This window comes from Microbacterium terrae (assembly GCF_017831975.1).
In the GTDB taxonomy this organism is placed as follows: Bacteria; Actinomycetota; Actinomycetes; order Actinomycetales; family Microbacteriaceae; genus Microbacterium; species Microbacterium terrae.
The window spans coordinates 2283590-2307612 of the sequence record NZ_JAFDSS010000001.1 but is presented as its reverse complement, the minus strand read 5'-3'; the positions used below and the strand labels follow the sequence as shown (position 1 = coordinate 2307612).

The window sequence follows — 24023 nt, the reverse complement described above, 5'->3', positions numbered from 1 at the left end:
CGGCTGTGGCAGGGTGGTCCGGTGACCTCTCTGCGTGAAATGCTCGGCGGCGGTCGTCAGGGGATCCCCGAGTTCCGCCTGAGCCTGCCCGCCGGCTGGACGATGTACGACACGTCGGGGGAGACCGAGCGTGCTCTCCTCGACCGGGCGAAGGTGCGGCTTCGCGAGGCGCACCGCCCGGAGGTGTACGCCGTGCTCGAGGGGCACGTCACCCGCACGCTCGCAGCCGCGCGCAAGCAGGGCGCCTTCGTCATGATCATGGCGGGCGAGGACGCCCCCCGCTGGTCGACGGTGCCGATCTCCGTGCTCGGCACGATCACGCGCGGCGACGGCGACGTGTCGCTGGACGCGATGGTGGCTGACGCGGTCGAGCGCCGCGGAGCCCGGGCGCTCGACGGCAGCAAGCAGTTCCTGCGCTGGACCGATCGGCGCACGGTCGAGCTGTCGGGGGAGACGGCGGGAGCCTTCACCGTGGTCTACCTCACGCCGGTTCCGGGCTCCCGGCGCACCCAGGCGCTGCAGCTGACGGCGACCCTCGTGCATCCGACCGACGTCGACCCCGTCACCGACGATCACATGTCGCTGTGGCTCGAGCTTCTGGACTCCCACATGCTGACGTTCGCGTGGACCGGGCGATGACCCGCGTCGACTTCGAGTACGACCACGCCACGGTCATCCCGGTCCCGGGCGCCGATCTGGGCAGCGGTGACGTCGGCGCGTGGGCGCACGACGCCGCGGCGCGTCTGGCCGGAATCCACGGGTTCACGCCGACGCAGACAGATGCGCTCGCGGGCGCTCTCGCCCGCGCGCAGGCGGCAGCGGTCGATGATCCCAGCACGAACCTCCTCATGTACGAGCCGACGAGCGGTGCGTGGGGCCCGATCCGTCTCACGCTGACGGGGTGGGAGCCCGACGCCGACGAGCAGCGCCGGTATCTGTGGCCTGCGTCGGTGCTCGCGCCGCGCGTGCGTCATGCCCCCACGGCGGGCCTCGGAGAGGGATGCTCCTCCACCGTCATGGACGAAGACGGCCGGGGATCGGTGCGCTGGCTGTTCCAGACGACGGATGCCTCGTTCTTCGCCGTCCTCGGGCCGATGGAGGCCGCGGGCATCGCCTTCGCCGCAACACGGGTGGAGGAGCTGCTCGACAGCATCCGTCTCGGTGACGCGCCGTGGACGGCGTCGGCCCGCTTCGACGTCGGGTCGCTGATCGCGCCGCCCGAAGGCGCCGAAGGGTCGTGGCGACTGTGAGCGACACCCCGACCGCCGCCACGCCCGCGACCGCGTATGCGCGATCGGCGCGCGCGTGGACGCCGCTGGACTGGTGGAAGCTCGAGGCGCGCGCGCTGCACGGAGTGCCCGAGGTGCGGCGCGCCCTGGCGTTCTTCGCGCCGTCCGAAGCGTGGAAGGACCTCGCCAAGAACGTCGCACCCGCGTGGGGGTGCCTGCTCACCCTCTCCCACATCGCCAGCTTCACGCTGCCGGTCGTCGCGCTGCTCTTCCTCCTGCCGTGGGCGTTCGGCAGCGTGTCGCAGGCCTCGGTCGGCGTGTCGGGCATCCTCGCGGGAATCGCCGCGATCATCGCCGGCAACGGGATCGTGACCGAGTTCCGGGAGTCCCTCGGCACCGACCCCCGCATCCACCGGATGCTGGGAGCGCTGCACCTGATCCCCTCGGCCATCGGCAGCGTGCTCGCGGCATCCGCCATCGCTCAGGGCGTCGCCGACGGCGCGTGGGGCATCGCCGGGTTCGTCGCCGACGTCGTCGTCGGGGTGCTCCACTTCGTGCTCTTCCGCGGGGCTGCGCACACCGGCACCGATCGGTGGAAGCGCAACATCGCCCAGCTCGAGCGCGCCGTCGACGGGATGCCGCCGGCCGAGCGCGCCCGCATCTACGCCGACGTGCAGGGAGCACTGGTCGTGCTGTCCGAGCGAGGACTCGTGTCGGCGAGCGATGTCGCGCGCGCTCAGGAGGTGCGCCTCGGGCTCCTCGGGATCACCATGGCGCCCCGAGAGGACCTCACGCCGCGCTGACCGGTCTCCCCACATGGGGAATGGTCCCCATGGCCGGTGTTGGTGGGTGCGGTTAGGTTGGTGTGGCGGGCCCGGTCGGGTTCGGGGTTCACTTGAGTGAGGGAGTTGACGATGGCCGATTTCGGTGCTTCGTATGCGGAGATGGAGCAGGTGGCGTCGACGCTGTCGCAGGCTCGTGATGACATCCAGGGGCAGTTGGACACGCTGAAGAGCCAGGTGGACACGCTGCTGGGTGAGGACTTCAAGACGCAGCACGCGTCGGGCAAGTTCGGTGAGGGCTACGGCGAGCTCACGACGGGTCTGAAGGGTGCTGTGGACGGCATCAACGACATGTCGGAGTCGCTGCTGGGCATGATGCGCGCGATCCAGGACCTCGACCAGCAGCTCGCCGGCGGCTGACCCGCGTCCAGGCTGTCGACAGAGGGTGGGTGCGATGACGCGCCCGCCCTCTTCGCATGTCCTGCGATCGGCGAGGTCGCGCGGCCGGTCGCCGAATCGCACTCCGCAGCCGTGTCCGATTTCCGCGAGCGGCTGTCGGGGGAGCGTGTCAGGCTAGGGGCATGAGCCTGACGATGACCTTCGATGAGCGGTACCGTGCGATCGATTCGCGCGACGCCCGCTTCGACGGGCAGTTCGTCACCGCGGTGCGATCGACGGGCATCTACTGCCGCCCGAGCTGCCCGGCGCGCACTCCGAAGCAGTCGAACGTCACGTTCTACGCGACGAGCGCGGCAGCGCACGAGGCGGGCTACCGCGCGTGCAAGCGCTGCCTTCCGGAGGCCGCTCCCGGCTCGCCCCAGTGGAACCTGCGCGGCGACACCGCCGGTCGGGCGATGCGTCTCATCGCCGAGGGCGTGGTCGAGCGCGAGGGGGTGCCGGGCCTCGCGCACCGGCTCGGGTACTCGCCGCGGCACCTCACGCGGCTGCTCACCGCCGAGCTCGGTGCGGGGCCGCTGGCGCTCAGCCGCGCGCACCGCGCGCAGACGGCGCGCATGCTGCTCGTCGGCACCGACATGCCGGCGGCCGATGTTGCGTTCTCGGCAGGGTTCGCCAGCATCCGTCAGTTCAACGACACGATCCGCGAAGTGTTCGGGATGCCGCCGCTCGAGCTGCGTGCGCGGCGTCACCGCGGCCAGACGGCGGCGCCGGGAACGATCGACCTGGTGCTCCCGCACCGCGGGCCGCTGTACGCGGACGGCGTCTTCGCGTGGATGGTGGCGCGGGCACTCCCGGGCGTCGAGACGGCGACGGCGACGTCGTTCGCGCGCGTGATCAGGATGCCGGGCGGACCCGCGTGGTTCGAGGTGCGCCTCGACGAGCAGGGGCGGGTGCGGATGCGCGCGGCGCTCACGCAGCTGCGCGACCTCTCGGCTCTCGTCACCCGGGTCCGCCGGCTGTTCGACCTCGACGCCGACCCGGTCGCCGTCGACGAGGCCCTCGCAGCGCACTCCGAACTCTCCGCCGCAGTGGCGGCGACCCCCGGCATCCGCGTCCCCGGCGCTGCGGACCCGCACGAGATGCTCATCCGCGCGATGGTCGGTCAGCAGATCACCGTCGCCGCGGCGCGCACCGCCCTCACCGCCCTCGCCGAGGCGCTCGGCGACCCCGTCGACGGGTTCGACGGCGCGACGCGGCTGTTCCCGACGATGGCGGCGATCGCCGAGCGCGGCCACGAGGCGCTCCGCGGTCCTGCGGCCCGCATCCGCGCGATCACCGGCGCGGCAGCCGCACTCGCCGACGGCGACCTCGTGCTCACCGCGGGCGACGACGGCACCGAGCAGCGCGCCGCGCTCCTCGTGATGCCCGGGATCGGTCCGTGGACGGCCGACTATGTGCGGATGCGGGTGCTCGGCGATCCCGATGTGACCCTGCCGGGCGATGTGGCGGTCCGCGCCGGGGCGGCCGCGCTCGGCATCCCATCCGATCCGAAGGGCTTCGCCGCGTGGGCGGAGCGCACCGCACCCTGGCGCAGCTATCTCACCGCGCATCTCTGGCACAGCGTGCCGCCCAAGCGGGCGGCATCCGTTCTGCGGACATCCCCGCACACCGAAGGAGACCGGCTCTCATGACCGCCATCATCCAGACCCTCGACACGCCCGACGGCGCCTTCACCCTGCTCGTCGACGCCGACGACCGCGTGCTCGCGTCGGGCTGGACCGCCGACGCCGACGCCATCCTCACCCGGCTGCGTGCTGCCGATCGCCCCGCAGCGGTGCGGACCGGGGAGACGGATGCCGCGGCAGCAGTCGCGGCGTACTACGACGGCGACCTCGCCGCGATCGACTCCGTGGCGGTCAGCCAGCACGGCACCGCGATGCAGCAGGCGGGGTGGGCGGCGCTCCGCCGCATCGCTCCAGGCCGGCCGCTCACGTACGCGGAGTTCGCGGCCGAACTCGGCTCGCCGAGCGCGGTGCGCGCCGCGGCGTCGATCTGCGCGCGCAACGCACCGGCGCTGTTCGTGCCCTGCCACCGCGTGCTGCGCACCGGGGGAGCGCTCGGCGGGTTCGCCTGGGGGCTCGACGTCAAGCGACGCCTCCTCGACCGCGAGGCCGGGGTGCCGGCGCTCCTGGGCTGACGCACGGGCTCGGGAAAGCGCTTGTTGCTTTCAGGGATTTCTCAGGTATAGGCTGGAGGGCTGGCGCGATCGCGTCAGCCCCCATTCCATCTCCAGGAGGATGCCATGTCCCACGCCGCTCTCGCCGCGAAGACCGTTTCTGTCCTCCGCATCGCCGGGCCGAAGCGTCTTCGCTTCCAGGGGTAACCGCTCACCCACCTCGTCACGGTTCACACCGGATCCGGCATACTGCCGCACTTCGGAGCGTTTCCCCATTCGGGATCCTCCGCCGCGCCCTGCGCACCTTTCGACCCCACGGGGTCATCCGCTCCACCCTCCCCACAAGGATCATGACCACCACTGAGCTCATCGACGAACCCACATCGTCGCCACGGTCCGAACTGTCCACCCTCCGGGCGCTCGCGCGGCTGCTGCCGTTCGCGAAGCCCGTCCTGCCGCGCCTGATCCTCGGCGCTGCGAGCGCGCTCGTCGCGAGCCTGCTCGCCCTCACCATCCCGCTCATCCTCGAGGTCGTCGTGCGCGGGCCGATCGCCTCGGGCGACATCGCCCAGATCGCGTGGGGCGCCGCAGCGATCCTCGCGCTCGGCCTCGCCGAGGCGATGATGGTGTGGCTCCGCCGCTGGTTCGTCCTCGGCCCCGCCACCATGGTGGAGTACGACATCCGGCAGACCTTCTACTCGCGCCTGCAGCGCCTTCCCGTGGCCTTCCACGACCGCTGGCAGTCGGGGCAGCTGCTCAGCCGCATGATGCAGGACATCTCCATGCTGCGCCGCTGGATGGCGTTCGGCGTCGTGCTGCTCGTCGTCAACGTGCTCACGATCCTCGTCGGCTCCGCGCTGCTGTTCCGCTGGCACTGGGCGCTCGGCACGATCTTCCTCCTCACCTCGGCGCCCCTCTGGTACGCCGGGTACCGCTTCGAGAAGACGTACGGCACGCTCGCGCGTCAGAGCCAGGACCAGGCCGGTGACCTCGCGACGTCGGTCGAGGAGAGCGTCCACGGCATCCGTGTGCTGAAGGCGTTCGGCCGCGGGAAGCACGCGCTGCAGAAGTTCACCCGCCAGGCCGAGACGCTGCGTGAGACCGAGCTCAGCAAGGCACGTGCCGTCGGCTGGATCTGGTTCTGGCTGGTGCTCCTGCCCGACATCGCGTTCGCGCTGTGCCTCGGTGCCGGCATCTACCTCACGGCTCTGGGGCAGCTGCAGGGGTCGGAGCTCATCGCGTTCTTCGCGATGGCCACCGTGCTGCGCTGGCCGATGGAGTCGATCGGCTTCCTGTTCTCGTTCCTCCTCGACGCGCGGACGGCGACCGACCGCATCTTCGAGGTGTTCGACGAGGAGAACACGATCGTCGACCCCGACGAGCCGCGCTCGATCGCCAAGCCGCGCGGCGAGCTCGCGTTCGAGGGCGTGCACTTCCGCTACCAGGATGCCGCGGACCACGAGCGCGACCTGCTCGACGGGATCGACCTCGTGCTCGAGCCCGGCGAGACGATGGCTCTCGTCGGCCTCACCGGGTCGGGCAAGACGACGCTCACGACGCTTCCGTCGCGCCTGTACGACGTGACCGGCGGACGCGTGACGCTCGACGGCGTCGACGTGCGCGACCTCACGCTCGCCGAGCTGCGCCACCACGTCGGCATGGCCTTCGAGGATGCGACGCTCTTCTCGCAGTCGGTGCGCGACAACGTGCTGCTCGGCCGCGAGGACCTCGAGCCCGGAAGCGCCGAGGCCGAAGCGGTGATGCGCGAAGCGCTGGATGTCGCCCAGGCCGGGTTCGTGAACGATCTGCCCGACGGCGTCGACACGATCATCGGCGAAGAGGGACTCTCGCTCTCCGGCGGCCAGCGTCAGCGCCTCGCACTCGCGCGCGCCGTCGCAGCCCGCCCGGCGGTGCTCGTGCTCGACGACCCGCTGTCGGCGCTCGACGTCGACACCGAGGCGCTCGTCGAAGACGCGCTGCGCGAGGTGCTGCACGAGACGACCGCGCTCGTGGTCGCCCACCGGCCGTCCACCGTCACGCTCGCCGACCGGGTGGCGCTGCTCGAAGCGGGCCGCATCACCGCCGTGGGCACGCACTCGCAGCTGCTGCGCGAGAGCGAGCATTACCGACACGTGATCTCGAGTCTCGAGGTCGAGGAAGCACGCCTGCGGGCCAGAGAGCAGGACGAGAACTGGGAGGTGGACCTGTGAGCACCACGGTCACCGGAACCAGCGGTGAAGACCGCTCCGACTACACGCGCGAGGAGAGCAAGGCGATCCGCTCGCGGTCGCTGCGCCTGCTCGGCTCGCTCGTCTCGCCGCTGAAGGCGCAGCTCGCGCTCGCCGCCGTCGTCCTGGTCGTCTCGACGGCACTCCGCGTCGCCGGGCCGGCGCTGATCGCCTACGGCATCAACACGGCGCTACCGGCGGTCGTGAACCAGATGGACTGGCTGCCGACCATCGGCGTCGTCGCCGTGTACCTCGTCACGGCAGTCGCCGGTGCCGCGCTCATCGCGTGGTACGTGGTGGTCGCGGCACGGCTGACGCAGGCGATCATGCTCGACCTGCGCAAGCGGATCTTCCTGCACACGCAGCGGCTCAGCCTCGAGTTCCACGAGTCGTACACGTCGGGCCGCATCATCTCGCGTCAGACGAGCGACCTCGACACGATCCGCGAGCTCCTCGACGGCGGTCTGAACGAGCTCGTCTCGGGCATCCTGTACGGCACGTTCACCCTCATCGCGCTCGTGCTGATCGACCCGCAGTCGGGGCTCGTCCTCGCGGTCGCCGGCATCCCGCTGTTCTTCCTGATGCGCTGGTTCTACACCCGGTCGCAGCGTGTGTACCGCGAGTCGCGCGTGGTCAGCGCGAAGGTGATCGTGAAGTTCGTCGAGACGATGACCGGCATCCGCGCGGTCAAGGCGTTCCGCAAGGAGCCGCGCAACGATGACGAGTTCGGCGACCTCGCCCTGCAGTACCGCGATGTGAACATGCGCTCGATCCGGCTGTTCGGAACCTTCGAGCCGGGGCTCATGGCCATCGCGTCGGTGAGCGTCGCGGTGGTGCTGTTCTGGGGGGCGTTCCGCGTGGTCGAGGGCTCCCTGCTCATCGGAACGCTGCTCGCCGCGGTGCTGTACGTGCGCAACTTCTTCTCGCCGCTGCAAGAGGTCGCGTTCTTCCTGAACTCGTACCAGTCCGCGACGGCCGCGCTCGAGAAGGTGTCGGGCGTGCTCGAGGAGCGGCCGACCGTTCCCGATCCGGCCAAGCCGGTCGACCTGTGGACGGCGAAGGGGCACATCGAGTTCGACGACGTGCTGTTCGGATACTCCGAGGACCGCGTCATCCTGCCCGACTTCTCGCTCGACATCCCCGCCGGTCAGACGATCGCGCTCGTCGGCACGACGGGTGCGGGCAAGTCGACGCTGGCGAAGCTCGTGTCGCGGTTCTACGACCCGACGCGCGGCCGCGTGACCCTCGACGGCGTCGACCTGCGGTCGCTGCATCCGAAGGACCTCCGCCGGGCGATCGTGATGGTGACGCAGGAGGCGTACCTGTTCAGCGGCACGGTCGCCGACAACATCGCCCTCGGCAAGCCCGATGCGACGCTCGACGAGATCCGCGCCGCCGCGCGCGCGGTGGGGGCGGATGCCTTCATCGAGCGCCTGCCCGACGGCTACGCCACCGACGTGAACAAGCGCGGCGGACGCGTCTCCGCCGGTCAGCGTCAGCTGATCTCGTTCGCCCGGGCGTTCCTCGCCGACCCCGCCGTGCTCATCCTCGATGAGGCGACGGCGTCGCTCGACATCCCGTCCGAGCGTCAGATCCAGGATGCGCTGCAGACACTGCTCGCCGACCGCACGGCGATCATCATCGCGCACCGCCTGTCGACGGTCGCGATCGCGGACCGCGTGCTCGTGATGGAGCACGGCCGGATCATCGAGGACGACACCCCGGAGGGCCTCATCGGAGGCGACGGCCGGTTCGCCAAGCTGCACGCAGCCTGGCGCGAGTCGCTCGTCTGACCCGAGGCGCGCTCCGCGCCCGGTTCGTCTCCGTCGAATCGACTTGTGCCCGCGGACGAAGTGGCGGCGTGCGACGGATGCGCGGGGACGGAGGCCGGGGAGCGGGAGGCGGATCAGACGCGGTCGGCGAGGAACGCCGCCTGCACCTGCCACTGGTGGGCCTGGCCGCCCTCGTGGCCGTTGTGCGTGTAGACCTCGATGCGCTTGGGCGCGGGGTGGTGGTTGTACGCGGCGAACACCGTCGACGGCGGGCAGATCGTGTCCATGAGGGCTGCGGAGTAGAGCGCCGCCGCATCGGCGCGCTTGGCGAAGTTCACGCCGTCGAAGTACGACAGCGTGTCGAACACGCGCTCGTCGGCGCCGCGGTGCACCGCCAGGTAGCGCACGACCTCCTGGTAGGGGTCGGTGTCGGTGAAGCCGATCGCGCGCTCGAAGTGACACAGGAAGGGCACGTCGGGCATGACGGCGACGAGTCCCTCCGACAGCCCGGCGGCGGCGATCGCGATGCCGCCGCCCTGGCTCGCGCCCGTCACCGAGACCCGCGACGGGTCGACCTGCGGGAGCGACCGCACCGCGTCCACCGCGCGGACGGCGTCGGTGAAGACGCGCCGGTAGTAGTAATCCTCGGGATCGTCGATGCCGCGGGTCATGACGCCGGTCGCCGCAGGCCCGCTGCCGTGCGGGTCGGGTGTCCCCCCACCGGCACCCCACATCGAGCCCTGGCCGCGGGTGTCCATGACGAAGTGCGCGTACCCGGCCACAGCCCAGCCGAGCTTCTCGGCCGGGAGGCCGCGACCGCCGCCGTATCCGACGAACTCGACGACCGCGGGAAGGGGCTCGGTCGTCCCCGCCGGCACGATCAGCCAGGCCTTGACCGGGTCGCCGGCGAACCCGGGGAACGTGACGTCGAAGACCTCGACCAGACGCAGCGGCGACTCCACACGCGAGACCTCGAGCGGCCGATCGTCCGCGCGCGCTCCCGCGATCGTCGCCGCCCAGAAGTCGTCGAAGTCGTCGGGCTCGCGCACCACGGGCAGGTAGGTCTGGAGTTCGGCGGGCGACAGGTCGAAACGGGGCACGGGAACACCCTAATGGGCGGTCGCCGTCGCCCCGGCGACGTGACGTCCCGATGCCGGGCGACTCAGGAGACGAGGGCGACGAGGCCTCGATGGGGGAGGGGTGGTCGAGGCCCCGCCGCCGGTCTCGGAACCCCGGCAGGGGCGGAGCGCACAGGTGTCCGCGTCGGTGGATCGGGTGGGATCTACAGACGGATCTCGGCGATGACCTCACCGTACTCGGTCTCGCCCACCGGGGTGAACCCCACCCGCTGGAAGAAGGCCTCGGGTCCGCCGTCGCCGGCCTCGTAGATGACGTTGACGCGGTCCATGCCGCGTTCGCGCGCTTCGTCGATGAGCTTCTCGACGGCGAAGCGGCCGACGCCGCGCCCCTGGTCGTCGGCATCGACGTTGATGCGCCACAGCACGGAGCGGAAGTGCTCCTGCGGGTCTTCGGGGTCGAAGTTGGCGCTGACGAATGCGACGACCTCCTGGTCGTCGACGATCACGCGCTGCCACGACGTCTGCGGGTTCGCCACCGTCGCCGCGATCCCGTAGCTGACCGGTGCGAGGAACTGCTCCTGGCCCGGCTTGAGGGACAGGTTGTTGACCGCGACGATCGTCGTCGCGGACAGTTCGACCAGTCGCAGTTCACCCATGCGCCCAGGCTAACCGCAATAGGCGCCACCGGTCACGCGCGGATTCTGTGAGGTGTCTCGCAAGGTCATCGGCCCCCGGTGCGGACCAGTGGGGGAGGAGCGTCCGGGATGCCGCGACCGCCGGCCGGATTTATCTTGACGTCGAGATAACTCGAGAGCCGGTGCGATAGGCTGAGCCGACCGCTCGAACGAAAGACGAACACGGTGACCGACTCCACCATCATCTACACCTACACCGACGAAGCCCCCGCGCTCGCGACCGCCTCGTTCCTTCCCATCGTGCAGGCCGTCACCCGCCAGGCGGGTGTGGATGTCGAGACCCGCGACATCTCGCTGGCCGGCCGCATCCTCGCCGCGTTCCCGCAGAAGCTCACGCCCGAGCAGCAGGTCGGCGACGCCCTCGCCGAGCTCGGCGGTCTCGCCACGCTGCCTGAGGCGAACATCATCAAGCTCCCCAACATCTCGGCGTCGATCCCGCAGCTCAAGGCCGCCATCGCCGAGCTGCAGGCGCAGGGCTTCGACGTGCCCGACTACCCCGACGACGCCGACACGATCGAAGACAAGGACGTGCGGGCGCGCTACGACCGCATCAAGGGATCGGCCGTCAACCCCGTGCTGCGCGAGGGCAACAGCGACCGCCGTGCCCCGCTGTCGGTGAAGAACTACGCCCGCAAGCACCCGCACCGCAACAAGCCGTTCGCGTCGGGGTCGAAGACCCGTGTCGCCACGATGGGGCACGACGACTTCAAGAGCAACGAGAAGTCCTGGGTCGCCGCGCACGACGACGTCCTCAGTATCCGTCACACCGCCGAAGACGGCACCGTCACCGTGCTCAAGGACAACCTCAAGGTGCTCCCGCGCGAGATCATCGACGCGACCTTCCTCTCGGCAGCCGCGCTCGACGTGTTCCTCGCCGAGACGATCGCCACGGCCGAGGCCGACGACGTGCTGTACTCGGTGCACCTCAAGGCGACGATGATGAAGGTCAGCGACCCGATCATCTTCGGCCACGTGGTGAAGGCGTACTTCTCCGACGTCTTCGCGACGTACGGTGACACGCTCGCGGCCGCGGGGCTCACCCCCGACAACGGCCTCGGGTCGATCCTCTCGGGTCTCGGCGACCTCGACGGCGGCGATGAGATCGCCGCGGCCTTCGCGTCGGCGCTCGCGTCCGGCCCCCGCCTGTCGTACGTCAACTCCGATAAGGGCGTCACGAACCTCCACGTGCCCTCCGACGTGATCGTCGACGCATCCATGCCCGCGCTGGTGCGCAACGGCGGCAAGCTCTGGGGCGTCGACGGCGGCGAGGCCGACACCCTCGCGGTGATCCCCGACTCGTCGTACGCCGGCGTCTACCAGGCTGTCATCGACGACGTGATCGCCAATGGTCCCCTCGACCCCGCGACTATCGGCACCGTGCCCAACGTCGGCCTCATGGCGCAGGCGGCCGAGGAGTACGGCAGCCACGACAAGACGTTCGAGATCGCGGCGCCCGGCGTGGTGCAGATCCTCGACAGCGAGGGCACCGTGCTCATCGAGCACACTGTGGGCACCGGCGACATCTGGCGCGCGACGCAGACCAAGCACATCGCGGTCATGGACTGGGTGAAGCTCGCCGTCGGACGCGCGCGTGCCACCGGTTCCCCCGCGGTGTTCTGGCTCGACCTGAACCGCGCCCACGACGCCCAGCTGATCGCCAAGGTGCACCAGGGCCTCGCGACGCTCGACACGGCGGGTGTGCAGATCTCGATCCTCCCGCCGGCCGAGGCGACGCGCTACTCGCTGGCGCGTATGCGTCAGGGGCTCGACACCATCTCGGTGACGGGCAACGTGCTGCGCGACTACCTCACCGACCTGTTCCCGATCCTCGAGGTCGGCACCAGCGCCAAGATGCTCTCGATCGTCCCGCTCCTCGCGGGTGGCGGTCTGTTCGAGACCGGCGCCGGCGGCTCCGCCCCGAAGCACGTGCAGCAGCTGGTGGAGGAGAACTACCTGCGCTGGGACTCGCTGGGCGAGTTCTTCGCGCTCGCGGCCTCGCTCGAGCACCTCGCGGTCTACGCCGGGAACTCGCGCGCGCAGGTGCTCGCCGACACGCTCGATGCGGCGACCGGAACGTTCCTCGAGAACGACAAGTCGCCGGGCCGTGCCCTCGGCACCATCGACAACCGCGGCAGCCACTTCTACCTCGCCCTGTACTGGGTGCAGGAGCTGGCAGCCCAGACGGTCGACGCCGAGCTCGCCGCCGCATTCGCGCCGGTCGCCGAGGCCCTCGCTGCCAGCGAGCAGCAGATCGTCGACGAACTCGTCGCGGTGCAGGGTGCCCCGGTCGAGATCGGCGGCTACTACCGCCCCGACGGCGGCCTGGTCGACGCGGTGATGCGCCCGTCGCAGACCTTCAACGAGATCATCGACACGATCGCCTGATCGCTCCTGACGAAGAAGAGCGGATGCCCCGTGGAGGGGGCATCCGCTCTTCCTGTTCGTGCCGGCGTCGCGCGGCGCGCGCTGCCGTGGACAGGCGTCAGGCGTGGACGTAGATGTCGACGCCGTTCGGGGCCCAGTCGTAGATCTGCTTCGCGCGGTTCTCAGGCATGCCCACGCAGCCGTGGCTCATCTGGGTGCCCCAGTTCGAATGCCAGTAGACGCCGTGCAGCGCGAAGTCGCCCGAGAAGTACATGATCCACTTCACGTTCGGCGTCTCGTACGCCGAGCCGTCCGAGTTGGAGCCGCGCATCGTCTGCGACGGGATGTGGTACTGCACGGTGAAGCGGCCCTGGATCGTCGGAGTGGCCGCCTGGCCGCTCGAGATCGCCCAGCTGTCGATCACCTTGCCGTTCTCCTTGACGTACAGCTGCTGGTCGCCCAGGTCGACCTCGATCTCGCGCGCGAGCTCGGTCGTCTTGAAGGGGACCTCGGTGACGGGCAGCTCGTAGGCACCGCTGCCGGTGCTCAGCTGCTCGGCGTACGACGCGGCGATGCCGTCGGTCGAATCGAGCGTGCGGCCGCTGACGCCCTCCGTCTGGGTGAGGAGCGTGTCGCCGGCCGAGTTCGTGACGATGGTGGCGTTCACGACCTTGCGGTCCACGGCCTTCGCCAGTCCGTCGACGGCCGTCTGGATCGCGTCCTCGTCGGCGACGATGTCGAACGTTCCCTCTGCGGTCGGCGTGACCGTGAGCCAGGATGCCGCCTCGGCGCGGTCGACCGGGACGGTGCGCTCGTCCCCGACGTAGAAGCCGGCCGTGTCGAGGATGCTGTTCAGCTGGTCTGCGGTGGACTCGGCCACGTACGTGGGAGTCGTCGGCGTGATCGCCGCGAGGGGCGCCTCGAGTTCGACCCGGGACTCCCCGGCGACGAACGCCGCCTGCAGCGCGTCGCGCACCGCGTCGACGTCGATGCCGGCGCCGTCGGTGCCGGGGGTCGAGAGGTACGTCGCGGTGTCGGTGTTGTACGCGAGCGTCGCGTCGACGGGGTCGGTGTAGAGCTCGGGGGCTGCCGCGCGCAGCGCAGAGGTCGCGGCTTCGGCGTCGATGCGCACCGCGGCATCGGCCGCGCCGTCGAACCACGTCGTGACGTTCCACATCGGGTTCTCGGCGAAGGCGTCGGCCGCGAGGCCCGCCGCGTCGACCGAAGCGCCGAGGTCGGCGCCCGTGACCTGGGCGTCGCCGCCCGCGCCGGTGAGCACGATGACGGTGTCGTCGAGGTGCCCCTGGATCGCCGCAGCCGCGGCGCCCTGCGTGAGGAATCCGACGGGGACCCCGGCGACCGAGGTGCCGGGTGCGATGAGTACGAGCGATGAGGCGACGACGGCGATCGCCGCGACGCCCGCGCCGATCCCGATCCACATCCCGGTGCGGCGCTTCGGCGGCTCCGGCTCCATCGGGGCCCAGGCGAACGTCGCTCCCGCGGAGTCGCCCGACCCCGAGTCGATCGCGACGGTGTCGTCGGTGCTCGCCGCGTCGACGATGTCGTCGCCGTCGGTCGATCCGTCGGCGCCGGACTTCGTGGCCAGATCCGTCACGTCGTCACCCCCCGGTTATGTGTAGACGTTCCGTCCATGGTAATGGACGTGGTCAGGAGGTGCAGACCTCGGCGAACCGCTCCGCGGTCTCTTGGAAGGTGGTTCCCAGCTCGGCCAGATCGGTGAGCTTGGAGGCATCGCCGTCGACGATCGCCTGCATGACGTCGCCGACCTCGACGAACATGGTCTGCAGGTCGGGGAGGACGGCGGCCACCTCGTCGTTGGTGACCTGGCTCGCGATCTGCGTCAGCTCCTGTGCGGCCGAGCTCATCGCGTCGACGATGGCAGCCGGGTCGGTCGGATCGAGGCTCTCGAACTCGGCGGTCGCCTCTTCGACGGTGCTCTGCACGAGCGCGCAGGCGTCGGCGGTGGACTGGCCCTCGTCGCCCGGCTGGTCCTCGTGCACGTCGGCAGCGGACTCGCCGGCAGTGGGGGAGGCCGTGCAGGCGGCGGTGCCGAGTCCGACGAGGAGGGCGACGGCGACGGCAGCCAGACCGCGGCGCAGGGGGAGTGTGGTCATCCTGCAAGCGTAGGCGAGCCGGTGCGCGGCTGCGGGGAGGAGACTGTGACCGACCGGCATCCGGGTCATGTAACGGTTTTGTAAACGCGCTGTTCAAAATGCGTTCCAGGGGTTGCGGTTTGTTTGTTCGTAAGGTCTACTAACAAACATGTCTGCATCGGACGTGCACCGCGGCTCCTCCACGATCGAGTCGTCGCACACACCCACGAACGGCCGCTCGTTCGGCCCCGGCCGCGCGCTGCGTCAGGGCGCGAAGGTCCTCCCGGAGCACGCCCGCGGTCACAACCGGTCGCTCGTGCTGCAGACCCTCTTCCACCAGGGAGCGATGAGCCGCGCCGACCTCTCGCGCGAGACGGGCCTCACCCGGGTGACCATCTCCGACCTCGTCGCAGAGCTCATCGCCGACGGCTTCGTCGCCGAGAAGGGCGTCCGCGAGTCGACGGGCCCCGGAAAGCCGGCGATCCTCGTCGACCTCGACCGCGATGGCCACCGCATCGTCGGGCTCGACCTGTCGGGCAGCGACACGATCATCGGCGCGGTGCTCACCCTCGACGGCGACATCGTCGTGCGACGCGAGATCGCCGTCCCCGCGGCAGACGCCCTCGTCGAGGCGGTCGTGGGCCTCGCTCGCGACCTGGTCGCGGACTCCCACGCCCCGGTGCTCGGCATCGGCGTCGGCACCCCCGGCGTGGTCGACGACCGCGGCGTCATCCTCACCGCTCCGAACCTCGGCTGGGCGGGCTTCGACCTCGAGGGCGAACTGCGCCGCGACCTCGGGCTTCCCGTGCTCGTCGCCAACGACGCCAACGCGGCGGTCCTCGCCGAGTACACGTTCGGTGCAGCCACCGACGACGTGCTGCTGGTCAAGGTCGGCCGCGGCGTCGGATCGGGCCTGCTGGCCGGCGGTCAGCCGCTGCGCGGTGCACGATTCGCCGCGGGCGAGATCGGCCACGTCACGGTCGGCACCGACGGCGGGCCGCTGTGCGTGTGCGGCAAGGTCGGATGCCTCGAGGCGTGGCTGTCGGCGCCGTCGCTCACCGCGCGCCTGGGCGGCGCCTCCGACGAGGAGCACGAGCGCATCCTGCGCGACGCGGGGGAGCGGCTGGGCATCGCCCTCGCACCCGTCGTCGGCGCCCTCGATCTGCCGGAGATCGTCCTCTCCGGCCCCACCGAACTTCTCGACGGTCCGCTCATCGAGCAGACCGTCGAGACACTCCGCTCCCGCACGCTCGCCCAGTTCCACGACGGCGTGCGGGTGCGGATGACGACGCAAGGCCAGGACATCGTCCTGCGCGGCGCGGCCGTCATGGTCCTCTCAGGCCAGCTCGGGGTGTCTTAGCACCGACACCCGTCACTACCCCCCCCGGATGGGCCCGCAGGGCGCATCCCCCACCGGACGGGCCACCCGGCCCCCTGGAAAACACCAAGAGAAGGAAGCAACATGAACAAGAAGCTCGGAGCCCTCGCGCTCGTCGGCGCTTCGGCGGTCGTCCTCGCCGGTTGCGCAGGCGGCAGCGGAGCCGCACCCGAGGAGCCGTCGACTGGCGAGCTCACCGTCTGGCTGGTCGGCACCGACACGCCGCAGACGGCGCGCGACTACCTCGTCGACACGTTCGCCGAGGAGAACGAGGGCTGGACCCTCGCCATCGAGGAGAAGACCTGGGACGACGTGTCGAACACGTACACCGCGGCTCTCGCCTCGAACGACGCGCCCGACGTGGTCGAGGTCGGCAACACCCAGGCGCTCGGCTTCGCCGACGCCGGCCTGTTCGCTTCGCTGGCCGACATCGAGGGCGACCTCGGTGAGCTCGTCGGCGGTCTCGTCGACGCCGGCACCTACGACGGCGAGCTGTACGCCGCGCCGTACTACGCCGGTGGCCGCATCGTCTTCTACACCCCGCAGATCGTCGGCGACGAGCTGCCGAAGACGCTCGAGGAGTACGTCGCGCAGGGCAAGGAGCTCAAGACCGACACGGTCTCGGGCATCTTCGCGCCCGGCAAGGACTGGTACAACGCCCTTCCCTACGTCTGGGCGCAGGGTGGCGAGATCGCCGTCCAGGACGGCGACGCGTGGGACGCGCAGTTCTCGAGCGACGAGAGCCTCGCGGGTCTCGAGATGCTGCAGGACGTCTACCTCAACGCCTCGGCCGCCCCGGTCGACGGCAACGAGCGTCTCGGCAACATCGCGTTCTGCGCGGGCGAGGTCGGCTTCCTCTCGAGCCCCGCATGGGCTGAGGGCAACCTGACCGGTGCCTGGCCGTGGGGTGACGAGGCTGCCGGCGAAGAGGTTTCGCAGGGCTGCCCCGACACCTACGCCAAGGACCTGAGCGCCTTCGCGCTGCCCGGCCTCGAGGAGGGCACGACCGCCCCGATCTTCGCCGGTGGCTCGAACATCGCCGTCACCACCAAGAGCGACGCTCCCGAGAAGGCCAAGTCGGCCCTCAAGATCATGCTCTCGGCCGAGTACCAGGAGCTGCTCGCGGCTCAGGGTCTGGTTCCCGGCCTGGTCGAGGCCGCGTCGGCTCTGCCCGACACCGCGTCGGCCAAGGCGCAGGGTGAGGCCCTCGCAAACTCGAAGGGCACGCCGGCGAGCCCGAAGTGGTCCGAGGTCGAGGCTGCTCAGCTCATCCCCGACGCGCTCGTGAAGATCGCGCAGGGCGGCGATGTCGCGGCGATCGCGACCGAGCTCGACGAGGCCATCGAGGCGATCCTCAACGACTGATCCCAGCGGCAAGGGGTCCGGTACAGCACCGGGCCCCTTGCCCCGGGACCGTTCCCCCGGTGGGATGCAGGTGACGCAGCAGCGCACCTGACTCCGACCCGGAGACCGGTCTGGTCCTTCCCCGCACGAAGCGATGTCTCGTGCTTCCCGAATTCCCCAGAGAGGAGACGACATGAGCGTCACCGCGCCGCCGGAGCCCCGCACCGGCACAGGCCGCCGCAGCTCGGCGCCCGTCTCGCGAGAAAAGGTCCGTGCCCGCCGCGATGCGCGCAACGGCTGGACCCTGCTCGCCCCATCGCTGATCATCCTCGGCGTCATGGTCGGCTACCCGGCCGTCACGATGGTCTGGCAGTCGTTCACCGACTTCACGGTGAAGAACGACCTGCTCGGCACCGCACCCAACTTCGTGTGGTTCGACAACTACGTCGACCTGTTCACGAAGTCGGACTTCCCCGCGGTGCTCCTGCGCAGCCTCACGCTCATGGTCGTGCTGACGGTGCTCATCATCCTGGGCGGCGTGCTCATCGCGGTGCTGATGACGCGTCTGAGCCGCGCCTGGCGGATCATCGTGTCGGTCGGCCTCCTCCTCGCCTGGGCGATGCCGCCCCTGACCGCGACTGTCGTGTGGGGATGGATGTTCGACACCAACTACGGCGTCGTGAACCACCTCCTCAACACGGTCACCGGCACGGACGACTGGACCGGCCACGGCTGGCTCGAGAATCCGCTGTCGTTCTTCTTCGTCCTGACGATCATCATCGTGTGGCAGGGCATCCCGTTCGTGGCGTTCACCACGTACGCCGGCCTCGGCCAGGTTCCGGCCGAGGTGCTCGAGGCCTCGTCGCTCGACGGAGCCAACGGCTTCAAGCGCTTCCGTCTGATCGTGTTCCCGTACCTGCGCAGCATCCTGACCGTCGTCCTGGTGCTGCAGATCATCTGGAACCTCCGCATCTTCACGCAGGTCTACTCGCTCCAGGAGCGCGGCGGCCTCGCGTCGGAGACGAACGTGCTCGGCACCTATCTGTTCCGTCAGGGCGTCGGCGAGTTCGGCGCCACGGCGGCCATCGGTGTCGTCATGGTCATCCTGCTGCTCGCTCTGTCATGGGGCTACGTCCGCACCACGCTCAAGGAGGAGGAGCTGTGAGCACGCAGGTCTCCGCAGGCACCCAGCTGACCACGATCGGCGTCGACGAGGTCATCGGCGACATCGGCAGCGCCAAGACGCCCAAGCGCGGCTCGATCGATGCGCGCCGCCCCTCGCCGCGCCGCGTCGTCACGCGCACGGTCCTCAACATCATGGCCGCGATCGTGTTCGTGTGCTCGATCTTCCCCGTCTACTGGATGATCAACCTGTCGTTCACCCGCAACGACCAGATCATCAGCCGCGAGCCCGATCTGCTCCCGCTGCAGTTCACGCTCAACAACTACATCACCGCATGGAACCGCGAGGCCGCCCCCGGCCAGACCGACTTCACCCACGCGCTCGGCACGACCGTGATGATCACCGGTGGCGTGCTCGTCGCGACGCTGCTCTTCGCCTTCCTCGCCTCGATCGCCGTCGCGCGCTTCGCCTTCAAGGGCCGCAAGGCGTTCATCATCTCGGTGCTCGTGGTGCAGATGATCCCCGGCGAAGCCATGATGTTCACGATCTACTCGATGCTCGACGACTGGCGCCTCGTCAACACCATGCTGGGCCTCGGCATCGTCTACCTCGCCTCGGTCATCCCCTTCACGATCTGGACCCTGCGCGGGTTCGTCGCCGGGGTGCCCGCAGACCTCGAGGAGGCGGCGATGATCGACGGATGCACGAAGTCGCAGGCGTTCTGGAAGGTGACGTTCCCGCTGCTGGCCCCCGGCCTCGTGTCGACCGGCATCTTCGCCTTCATCCAGGCGTGGAACGAGTTCACGATGGCGCTGCTGCTCATGCGCGGGTACAACCTCACGCTCATGCCGTGGCTGAACGCCTTCACGTCGTCGTCGGCGTCGGGCTCGGTCAACTGGGGTGCGGTGATGGCCGGTTCGACCATGATCTCGATCCCGGTGATCATCTTCTTCCTCATCGTGCAGGGCCGCATGACCGGCGGCCTCGTCTCGGGAGCGGTCAAGGGCTGATGGCGAAGCGCAACGCAGCCATCCTCCGATCGGAGGGCGGCCGATGAAGGTCGGGCTCGACGTCGGAGGAACCAAGACCGACGCGGTCGCCGTCGACGAGGCGGGCGAGATCGTCGGTCGCGTGCGGCTCCCCACCGGCTGGGGACCGGATGCCGTCGCGCAGACCGTGCTGGATGCCATCGCCGCGCTCGGATCGGACGCCGGCGTCGATCTCGCAGCGATGCGGTCGGTGGGCATCGGCATCCCCGGGCAGATCGTGCCGGGCACCGCGCGGGTCACGCACGCCGTCAACCTCGGCGTCGAGGACTTCGATCTCGCGGCCGCATTGACCCCCGCGCTCGGCGTGCCGGTGCAGGTCGAGAACGACGTCAAAGCCGCAGCCCTCGGCGCCTACGCCCTCCACGGCGGCACCGGCACGGTCGGCTACCTCAACCTCGGCACCGGGGTGGCGGCGGGCATCGTCGCCGACGGCGTGGTGCAGCGCGGAGCGCGCGGCACGGCGGGGGAGGTCGGGCACATCTCCGTCGACCCGCACGGGCCGGTCTGCCGCTGCGGCCAGCGCGGCTGCATCGAGGCGCTCGCCGGTGGCGGCTCGGTCGCCGAGCGCTGGGGCCGCCTCGGGGCGCTCCCGGTGCGCGACGTCTTCGACGCGGCCGATGCGGGAGACCCGCTCGCGCGGGATCTGCGCGCCGGCATCGCGGTCGGCGCCGCTGCGGCAGTGCGCATCCTCGTGCTCACCGCCGACGTCGATCTGGTGGTGCTCGGCGGTGGAGTCACCGCGCTCGGCGACCGTCTGCTCGGCGACATCGCCGCCGAACTCGACGCCAGCGCCGAGGCGTCGCCCTTCATGCGGTCGCTGCGGCTGAGGGAGCGCGTCGAGCTGCTCCCGACCGGTTCACCGGCCGCCGCCTTCGGCGCCGCCCTCATCGGCGCTGCGCCCACGTACGAAACCAGGGAGACTGTGACCCATGGCTGAGATCGTCATCGTTCCGGATGCCGCGGCGGCGGGCATCCTCGTCGCCGATGAGATCGCGGCGCTCATCCGCCGCACCCCCACGGCGGTGCTGGGGCTCGCGACCGGCTCGACGCCGCTTCCGGTGTACGAAGCGCTCCCGTCTCGTCTCGCCGACGTCGACGTGTCGCAGGTGCGGGGCTTCGCGCTCGACGAGTACGTCGGCATCGACCCCGCGCACCCCGAGAGCTACCGATCGGTGATCGCGCGCGAGGTCGTCGAGCCGCTCGGCCTCGACCCGGCGCGCATCCGCGTGCCCGACGGCTCGCTCGAGGGCATCGAGCACGCGGGCGACGACTACGAGGCGGCGATCGAGGCAGCCGGGGGAGTCGACCTGCAGATCCTCGGCATCGGCACCGACGGTCACATCGGCTTCAACGAGCCCGGGTCGTCGTTCGCCTCGCAGACCCGCGTGAAGACGCTGACGGCGCAGACGCGTCAGGACAACGCCCGATTCTTCGACTCGATCGACGACGTTCCGATGCACTGCATCACCCAGGGCCTCGGCACGATCCTGCAGGCGCGCCACCTCGTGCTCCTCGCCTTCGGCGAAGGCAAGGCGGCGGCGGTCGCCAGCGCGGTCGAAGGCCCCGTCACCGCGTCGCTGCCGGGCTCCGCGATCCAGCTGCATCCGCACGTGACGGTCGTGGTCGACGAGGCCGCGGCCTCGCGTCTCGCTCACGCCGAGTACTACCGGTACACGTTCGCGAACAAGCCGGACTGGCAGGGTCTCTGAGCGACACCGCGTTCCGCGGCCGTCGAGCACGCCCGATCGCGCATATGCTTCGCGTGTGATGACTCCATCGACGCATTCCCACCGGCCCACGTGGATCATCGGCGGGGCCCTGCTCGTCGTGCTGGGGGTGCTGGTCGGCCTCTCGCCGTCACTGAGAGCGAACGGCGGAGTGGACGGTGAGCGAGCCGCGCTCGCCGTCGAGGTGGCGGCGGCGTGCGTCGGACTGCTGGTGTGCGTGCTCCACGCCGTGGGGCTCCGCGCCGCCGACAGCGTCGTCGCGCGCAGGTGGGTCGGCATGGTGTCGCTCGTGGCCCTCGGCATCGTCTGGGTCTGGTACTCCCTGTGGTGGGCGTCACCGTCGGGCTACGGTGCCGGCCCGGGAGTGGTGGGCCCGCAGCTCCTGTTCTTCCTGTCGATGAGCGTGCTGTCGATCGTGGCGACCGTGTCGATCGGTCGCGCGCGCGTGCTGCCTCGTCCGTGGAACTGGGCACCGCTTGCCGGACTCGGCATCGCCGCGGCATCCGCGATCATCGTGCCGAACGTGCTCCTGATGTTCGGGGTGTTCCTCCCCGCGGTCGGCGGCAGCGTCGTCGCGGCGGCGATGATCGCCGCGTTCGGGGTCGCGGAGGTCGTCTGGGGCGTACGCGGAGCAGGGCTCGATCCCGCCGTCGCCACGACGCCCGATCCGGTGGCGTCGGCCGCGGACTGAGCCGCCGCCCCGAGAGGGTTCCGCACCGCGGCGAACGCCGTCAGACGGCGAAGACCTTGCCCGGGTTCAGGATGCCCTGCGGGTCGAAGACGCGCGCGATCCGCCGCTGCAGCTCCCACTGGTCGTCGCCGAGTTCGTCCGCGAGCCAGCGCCGCTTGAGCACCCCCACACCGTGCTCGCCTGTGAGCGTTCCGCCGAGGCGCAGCGCCGCCCGGAAGAGCTCGTCGGCGGCCTCCCAGATCATGTCCGGAACGTCGACGACGCCGGACGCGTCGGGTTCGGCGTCGAAGACGAAGTTGGGGTGCAGGTTGCCGTCGCCGGCGTGGGCGACGGTGGGGATGACGATGCCGCGCTCGCGCTCGATCCGGGCGATCTCGTCGAACATCTCCGGCAGGGCGCTGCGCGGCACCGACACGTCTTCGATGAGCGTCGTGCCGAGCGTCTCCATCGCCGGATGCATCGCGCGGCGGACGGCGAGCAGACGCTCACCCTCGTCGGGATCGCTGGTGACGGCGACGGTGCCGCCGGCCTGGCGGAGGATGGCGGCGATGGCATCGGCCTCCGAAGCCGCGGCCGGCCCGTCGCACTGCAGGGTCAGCTGTGCGGCGCCGGGAGTCGGCGCGTCGAGGGCGAGCAGCGCGTGGACGGCGGCGAGCGACGCGGCATCCATCAGCTCCATGATCGCCGGCTGCACCCCCGATGCCGTGATCGCGGCGGATGCCTCGGCAGCGGTGCGCACGTCGGGGAAGGTCGCGGCGACCGCGCACACCGCGCCGGGCATCAGCCTCCGCAGCTTCAGCGTCGCTCCGACGATCACGCCGAGGATGCCCTCGGAGCCGATCATCAGCGAGGTGAGGTCGAGCCCGGTGACGCCCTTGACGGTGCGGTGGCCGAGCCGCAGGAGCCTCCCGTCGGCGAGCACCACGTCGACGCCGAGCACCGCGTCGCGGACGACGCCGTACTTCGCGCAGAGGAGGCCGCCCGCGCCGGTCGCGATATTGCCGCCGACCGTCGAGATCGCGCGGCTCGCGGGGTCGGGCGCCCACCAGAGGCCGTGCTCCGCGAGCGCGGTGTTGAGGTCCGCATTCAGGATGCCCGGTTCGACGACCGCCAGCAGATCGGCGGGACGCACCTCGAGGAGGCTGTCCATGTCTCGCAGCGACAGCGAGATCTCACCCGCACCGGCGTTCGCCGCCCCCGCGAGCCCGGTGCCGGCCCCGCGGGTCACCACCGGCGTGCCCGTCGCGGAGGCGATCCGCAGTGTGGCCTGCACGTCTGCGACCGAGCGGGCGTGCACGACGGCGAGCGGGGTGCCCGGTGCGGCATGGCCGGACTTGTCGGCGCGTGCGCGCTGCCGCGACGCAGAGTCGGTGTCGACCCGATCGCCGAGAGCCGCACGCAGCTGCTCGACGACCGCGGGGGTCACGCGAACCGCCGCCGGCCGGCGATCGCGCCGATGGTGACGGCGATGACGCCGAAGACGAGTCCGATCCAGACGTTGCCCATGCTCCACCACGCGGCGGTCGCCGCGGCGTAGACGAGCAGTTCGACGAGTGCGCGGACGAACGGATGCACGGCGAGCACGGCACGCGGGGAGACGAACAGGGCCCAGACCAGGATCGCGAGCACCGGAGCGCCGATGCCGACGACGATGTTCCACGGGAAGGGCCACATCGCGAAGCCCCAGATCGCGAGGCTCGCGAAGGCGAACAGCTCGCACACGAACGCCAGCAGGTCGATCGCCGACAGCGGCGGGCGGGTTCCGGGTGCCTGCTCGGCGGGGGCGGAGGAGCGGGCTCCGGATGCGTCGGACATGGCTTCCAGTCTACGTCTGAGCCGTGGCCGCGGTTCGCCGCATCCGTGTGCCGCCGCG

Annotated in this window: 22 protein-coding genes; 16 read left to right on the top strand and 6 right to left on the bottom strand. The window is 70.5% G+C overall.

Going from position 1 to position 24023, the window contains the following annotated elements:
- Positions 1 to 21 precede the first annotated feature (21 nt).
- From JOD63_RS10595 to JOD63_RS10560, 8 genes are all read left to right on the top strand, one after another.
- Positions 22 to 639: a hypothetical protein gene (locus JOD63_RS10595; protein WP_157004000.1), complete on the top strand. Its 618-nt coding sequence runs from the start codon at positions 22 to 24 to the stop codon at positions 637 to 639.
- The gene (locus JOD63_RS10590; RefSeq protein ID WP_157003999.1) at positions 636 to 1250 is read left to right on the top strand and encodes a hypothetical protein; all 615 of its coding nucleotides are present in this window, start codon (positions 636 to 638) and stop codon (positions 1248 to 1250) included. Before JOD63_RS10595 ends, JOD63_RS10590 begins: the two co-directional genes overlap by 4 nt.
- Entirely contained in the window at positions 1247 to 2032 is a 786-nt protein-coding gene (locus JOD63_RS10585) for a hypothetical protein (RefSeq protein ID WP_157003998.1), read from the top strand. The genes JOD63_RS10590 and JOD63_RS10585 overlap by 4 nt, the downstream gene beginning before the upstream one ends.
- A 111-nt stretch (positions 2033 to 2143) precedes the next feature.
- On the top strand, positions 2144 to 2431 hold the full coding sequence (locus JOD63_RS10580) for a WXG100 family type VII secretion target (RefSeq protein WP_045275866.1): 288 nt from the start codon (positions 2144 to 2146) through the stop codon (positions 2429 to 2431).
- A 161-nt stretch (positions 2432 to 2592) separates the two neighbouring features.
- Positions 2593 to 4101: an AlkA N-terminal domain-containing protein gene (locus JOD63_RS10575; RefSeq protein WP_045275865.1), complete on the top strand. Its 1509-nt coding sequence runs from the start codon at positions 2593 to 2595 to the stop codon at positions 4099 to 4101.
- The gene (locus JOD63_RS10570) at positions 4098 to 4607 is read left to right on the top strand and encodes a methylated-DNA--[protein]-cysteine S-methyltransferase (protein WP_045275864.1); all 510 of its coding nucleotides are present in this window, start codon (positions 4098 to 4100) and stop codon (positions 4605 to 4607) included. Before JOD63_RS10575 ends, JOD63_RS10570 begins: the two co-directional genes overlap by 4 nt.
- A 329-nt stretch (positions 4608 to 4936) precedes the next feature.
- Complete coding sequence (locus tag JOD63_RS10565) at positions 4937 to 6796, top strand: ABC transporter ATP-binding protein (protein ID WP_045275863.1); 1860 nt, start codon at positions 4937 to 4939, stop codon at positions 6794 to 6796.
- Positions 6793 to 8607, top strand: coding sequence for an ABC transporter ATP-binding protein (locus tag JOD63_RS10560; protein ID WP_045275862.1), 1815 nt, complete (start codon positions 6793 to 6795; stop codon positions 8605 to 8607). Before JOD63_RS10565 ends, JOD63_RS10560 begins: the two co-directional genes overlap by 4 nt.
- A 113-nt stretch (positions 8608 to 8720) precedes the next feature.
- Here JOD63_RS10560 and JOD63_RS10555 read toward each other — a convergent pair whose 3' ends face one another.
- Both JOD63_RS10555 and JOD63_RS10550 read right to left on the bottom strand, forming a co-directional pair.
- The gene (locus JOD63_RS10555) at positions 8721 to 9686 is read right to left on the bottom strand and encodes an acetylxylan esterase (RefSeq protein WP_045275861.1); all 966 of its coding nucleotides are present in this window, start codon (positions 9684 to 9686) and stop codon (positions 8721 to 8723) included.
- 182 nt (positions 9687 to 9868) lie between these two features.
- Entirely contained in the window at positions 9869 to 10321 is a 453-nt protein-coding gene (locus JOD63_RS10550) for a GNAT family N-acetyltransferase (RefSeq protein ID WP_045275860.1), read from the bottom strand.
- A 204-nt stretch (positions 10322 to 10525) separates the two neighbouring features.
- On the opposite strand from JOD63_RS10550, the gene JOD63_RS10545 reads away from it, so the two are divergent.
- Positions 10526 to 12745, top strand: a complete 2220-nt coding sequence (locus JOD63_RS10545; protein ID WP_045275859.1) for an NADP-dependent isocitrate dehydrogenase — start codon at positions 10526 to 10528, stop codon at positions 12743 to 12745.
- Between the two features lie 97 nt (positions 12746 to 12842).
- Here the strand turns inward: JOD63_RS10545 and JOD63_RS10540 are convergent, their stop codons facing one another.
- Positions 12843 to 14339 (bottom strand): L,D-transpeptidase family protein, encoded by a 1497-nt coding sequence (locus tag JOD63_RS10540; RefSeq protein ID WP_052682517.1) that lies wholly within the window; start codon positions 14337 to 14339, stop codon positions 12843 to 12845.
- Positions 14340 to 14391: 52 nt separating this feature from the next.
- On the bottom strand, positions 14392 to 14859 hold the full coding sequence (locus JOD63_RS10535) for a hypothetical protein (RefSeq protein WP_045275858.1): 468 nt from the start codon (positions 14857 to 14859) through the stop codon (positions 14392 to 14394).
- Positions 14860 to 15007: 148 nt separating this feature from the next.
- Between JOD63_RS10535 and JOD63_RS10530 the strand changes: the two genes are divergently transcribed.
- The 7 genes from JOD63_RS10530 (at position 15008) to JOD63_RS10500 (ending at position 22150) form a co-directional block, all read left to right on the top strand.
- Positions 15008 to 16198: an ROK family transcriptional regulator gene (locus JOD63_RS10530; protein ID WP_045275857.1), complete on the top strand. Its 1191-nt coding sequence runs from the start codon at positions 15008 to 15010 to the stop codon at positions 16196 to 16198.
- A gap of 102 nt (positions 16199 to 16300) precedes the next feature.
- The gene (locus tag JOD63_RS10525; protein WP_045275856.1) at positions 16301 to 17581 is read left to right on the top strand and encodes an extracellular solute-binding protein; all 1281 of its coding nucleotides are present in this window, start codon (positions 16301 to 16303) and stop codon (positions 17579 to 17581) included.
- Positions 17582 to 17753: 172 nt separating this feature from the next.
- Complete coding sequence (locus JOD63_RS10520; RefSeq protein WP_045275855.1) at positions 17754 to 18725, top strand: carbohydrate ABC transporter permease; 972 nt, start codon at positions 17754 to 17756, stop codon at positions 18723 to 18725.
- Entirely contained in the window at positions 18722 to 19693 is a 972-nt protein-coding gene (locus tag JOD63_RS10515; RefSeq protein ID WP_045275854.1) for a carbohydrate ABC transporter permease, read from the top strand. The genes JOD63_RS10520 and JOD63_RS10515 overlap by 4 nt, the downstream gene beginning before the upstream one ends.
- A gap of 43 nt (positions 19694 to 19736) precedes the next feature.
- Positions 19737 to 20669 carry an ROK family protein gene (locus JOD63_RS10510; RefSeq protein ID WP_045275853.1) on the top strand — a complete coding sequence of 311 codons (933 nt, stop codon included), beginning with the start codon at positions 19737 to 19739 and terminating at the stop codon, positions 20667 to 20669.
- On the top strand, positions 20662 to 21441 hold the full coding sequence (locus JOD63_RS10505; protein ID WP_045275852.1) for a glucosamine-6-phosphate deaminase: 780 nt from the start codon (positions 20662 to 20664) through the stop codon (positions 21439 to 21441). Before JOD63_RS10510 ends, JOD63_RS10505 begins: the two co-directional genes overlap by 8 nt.
- A 55-nt stretch (positions 21442 to 21496) precedes the next feature.
- Positions 21497 to 22150 (top strand): hypothetical protein, encoded by a 654-nt coding sequence (locus JOD63_RS10500; RefSeq protein ID WP_157003997.1) that lies wholly within the window; start codon positions 21497 to 21499, stop codon positions 22148 to 22150.
- 40 nt (positions 22151 to 22190) lie between these two features.
- On the opposite strand, the gene JOD63_RS10495 is transcribed toward JOD63_RS10500, so the two are convergent.
- On the bottom strand, positions 22191 to 23576 hold the full coding sequence (locus JOD63_RS10495; RefSeq protein WP_045275851.1) for an FAD-binding oxidoreductase: 1386 nt from the start codon (positions 23574 to 23576) through the stop codon (positions 22191 to 22193).
- On the bottom strand, positions 23573 to 23965 hold the full coding sequence (locus JOD63_RS10490) for a YrdB family protein (protein ID WP_045275850.1): 393 nt from the start codon (positions 23963 to 23965) through the stop codon (positions 23573 to 23575). The genes JOD63_RS10495 and JOD63_RS10490 overlap by 4 nt, the downstream gene beginning before the upstream one ends.
- Positions 23966 to 24023 lie beyond the last annotated feature (58 nt).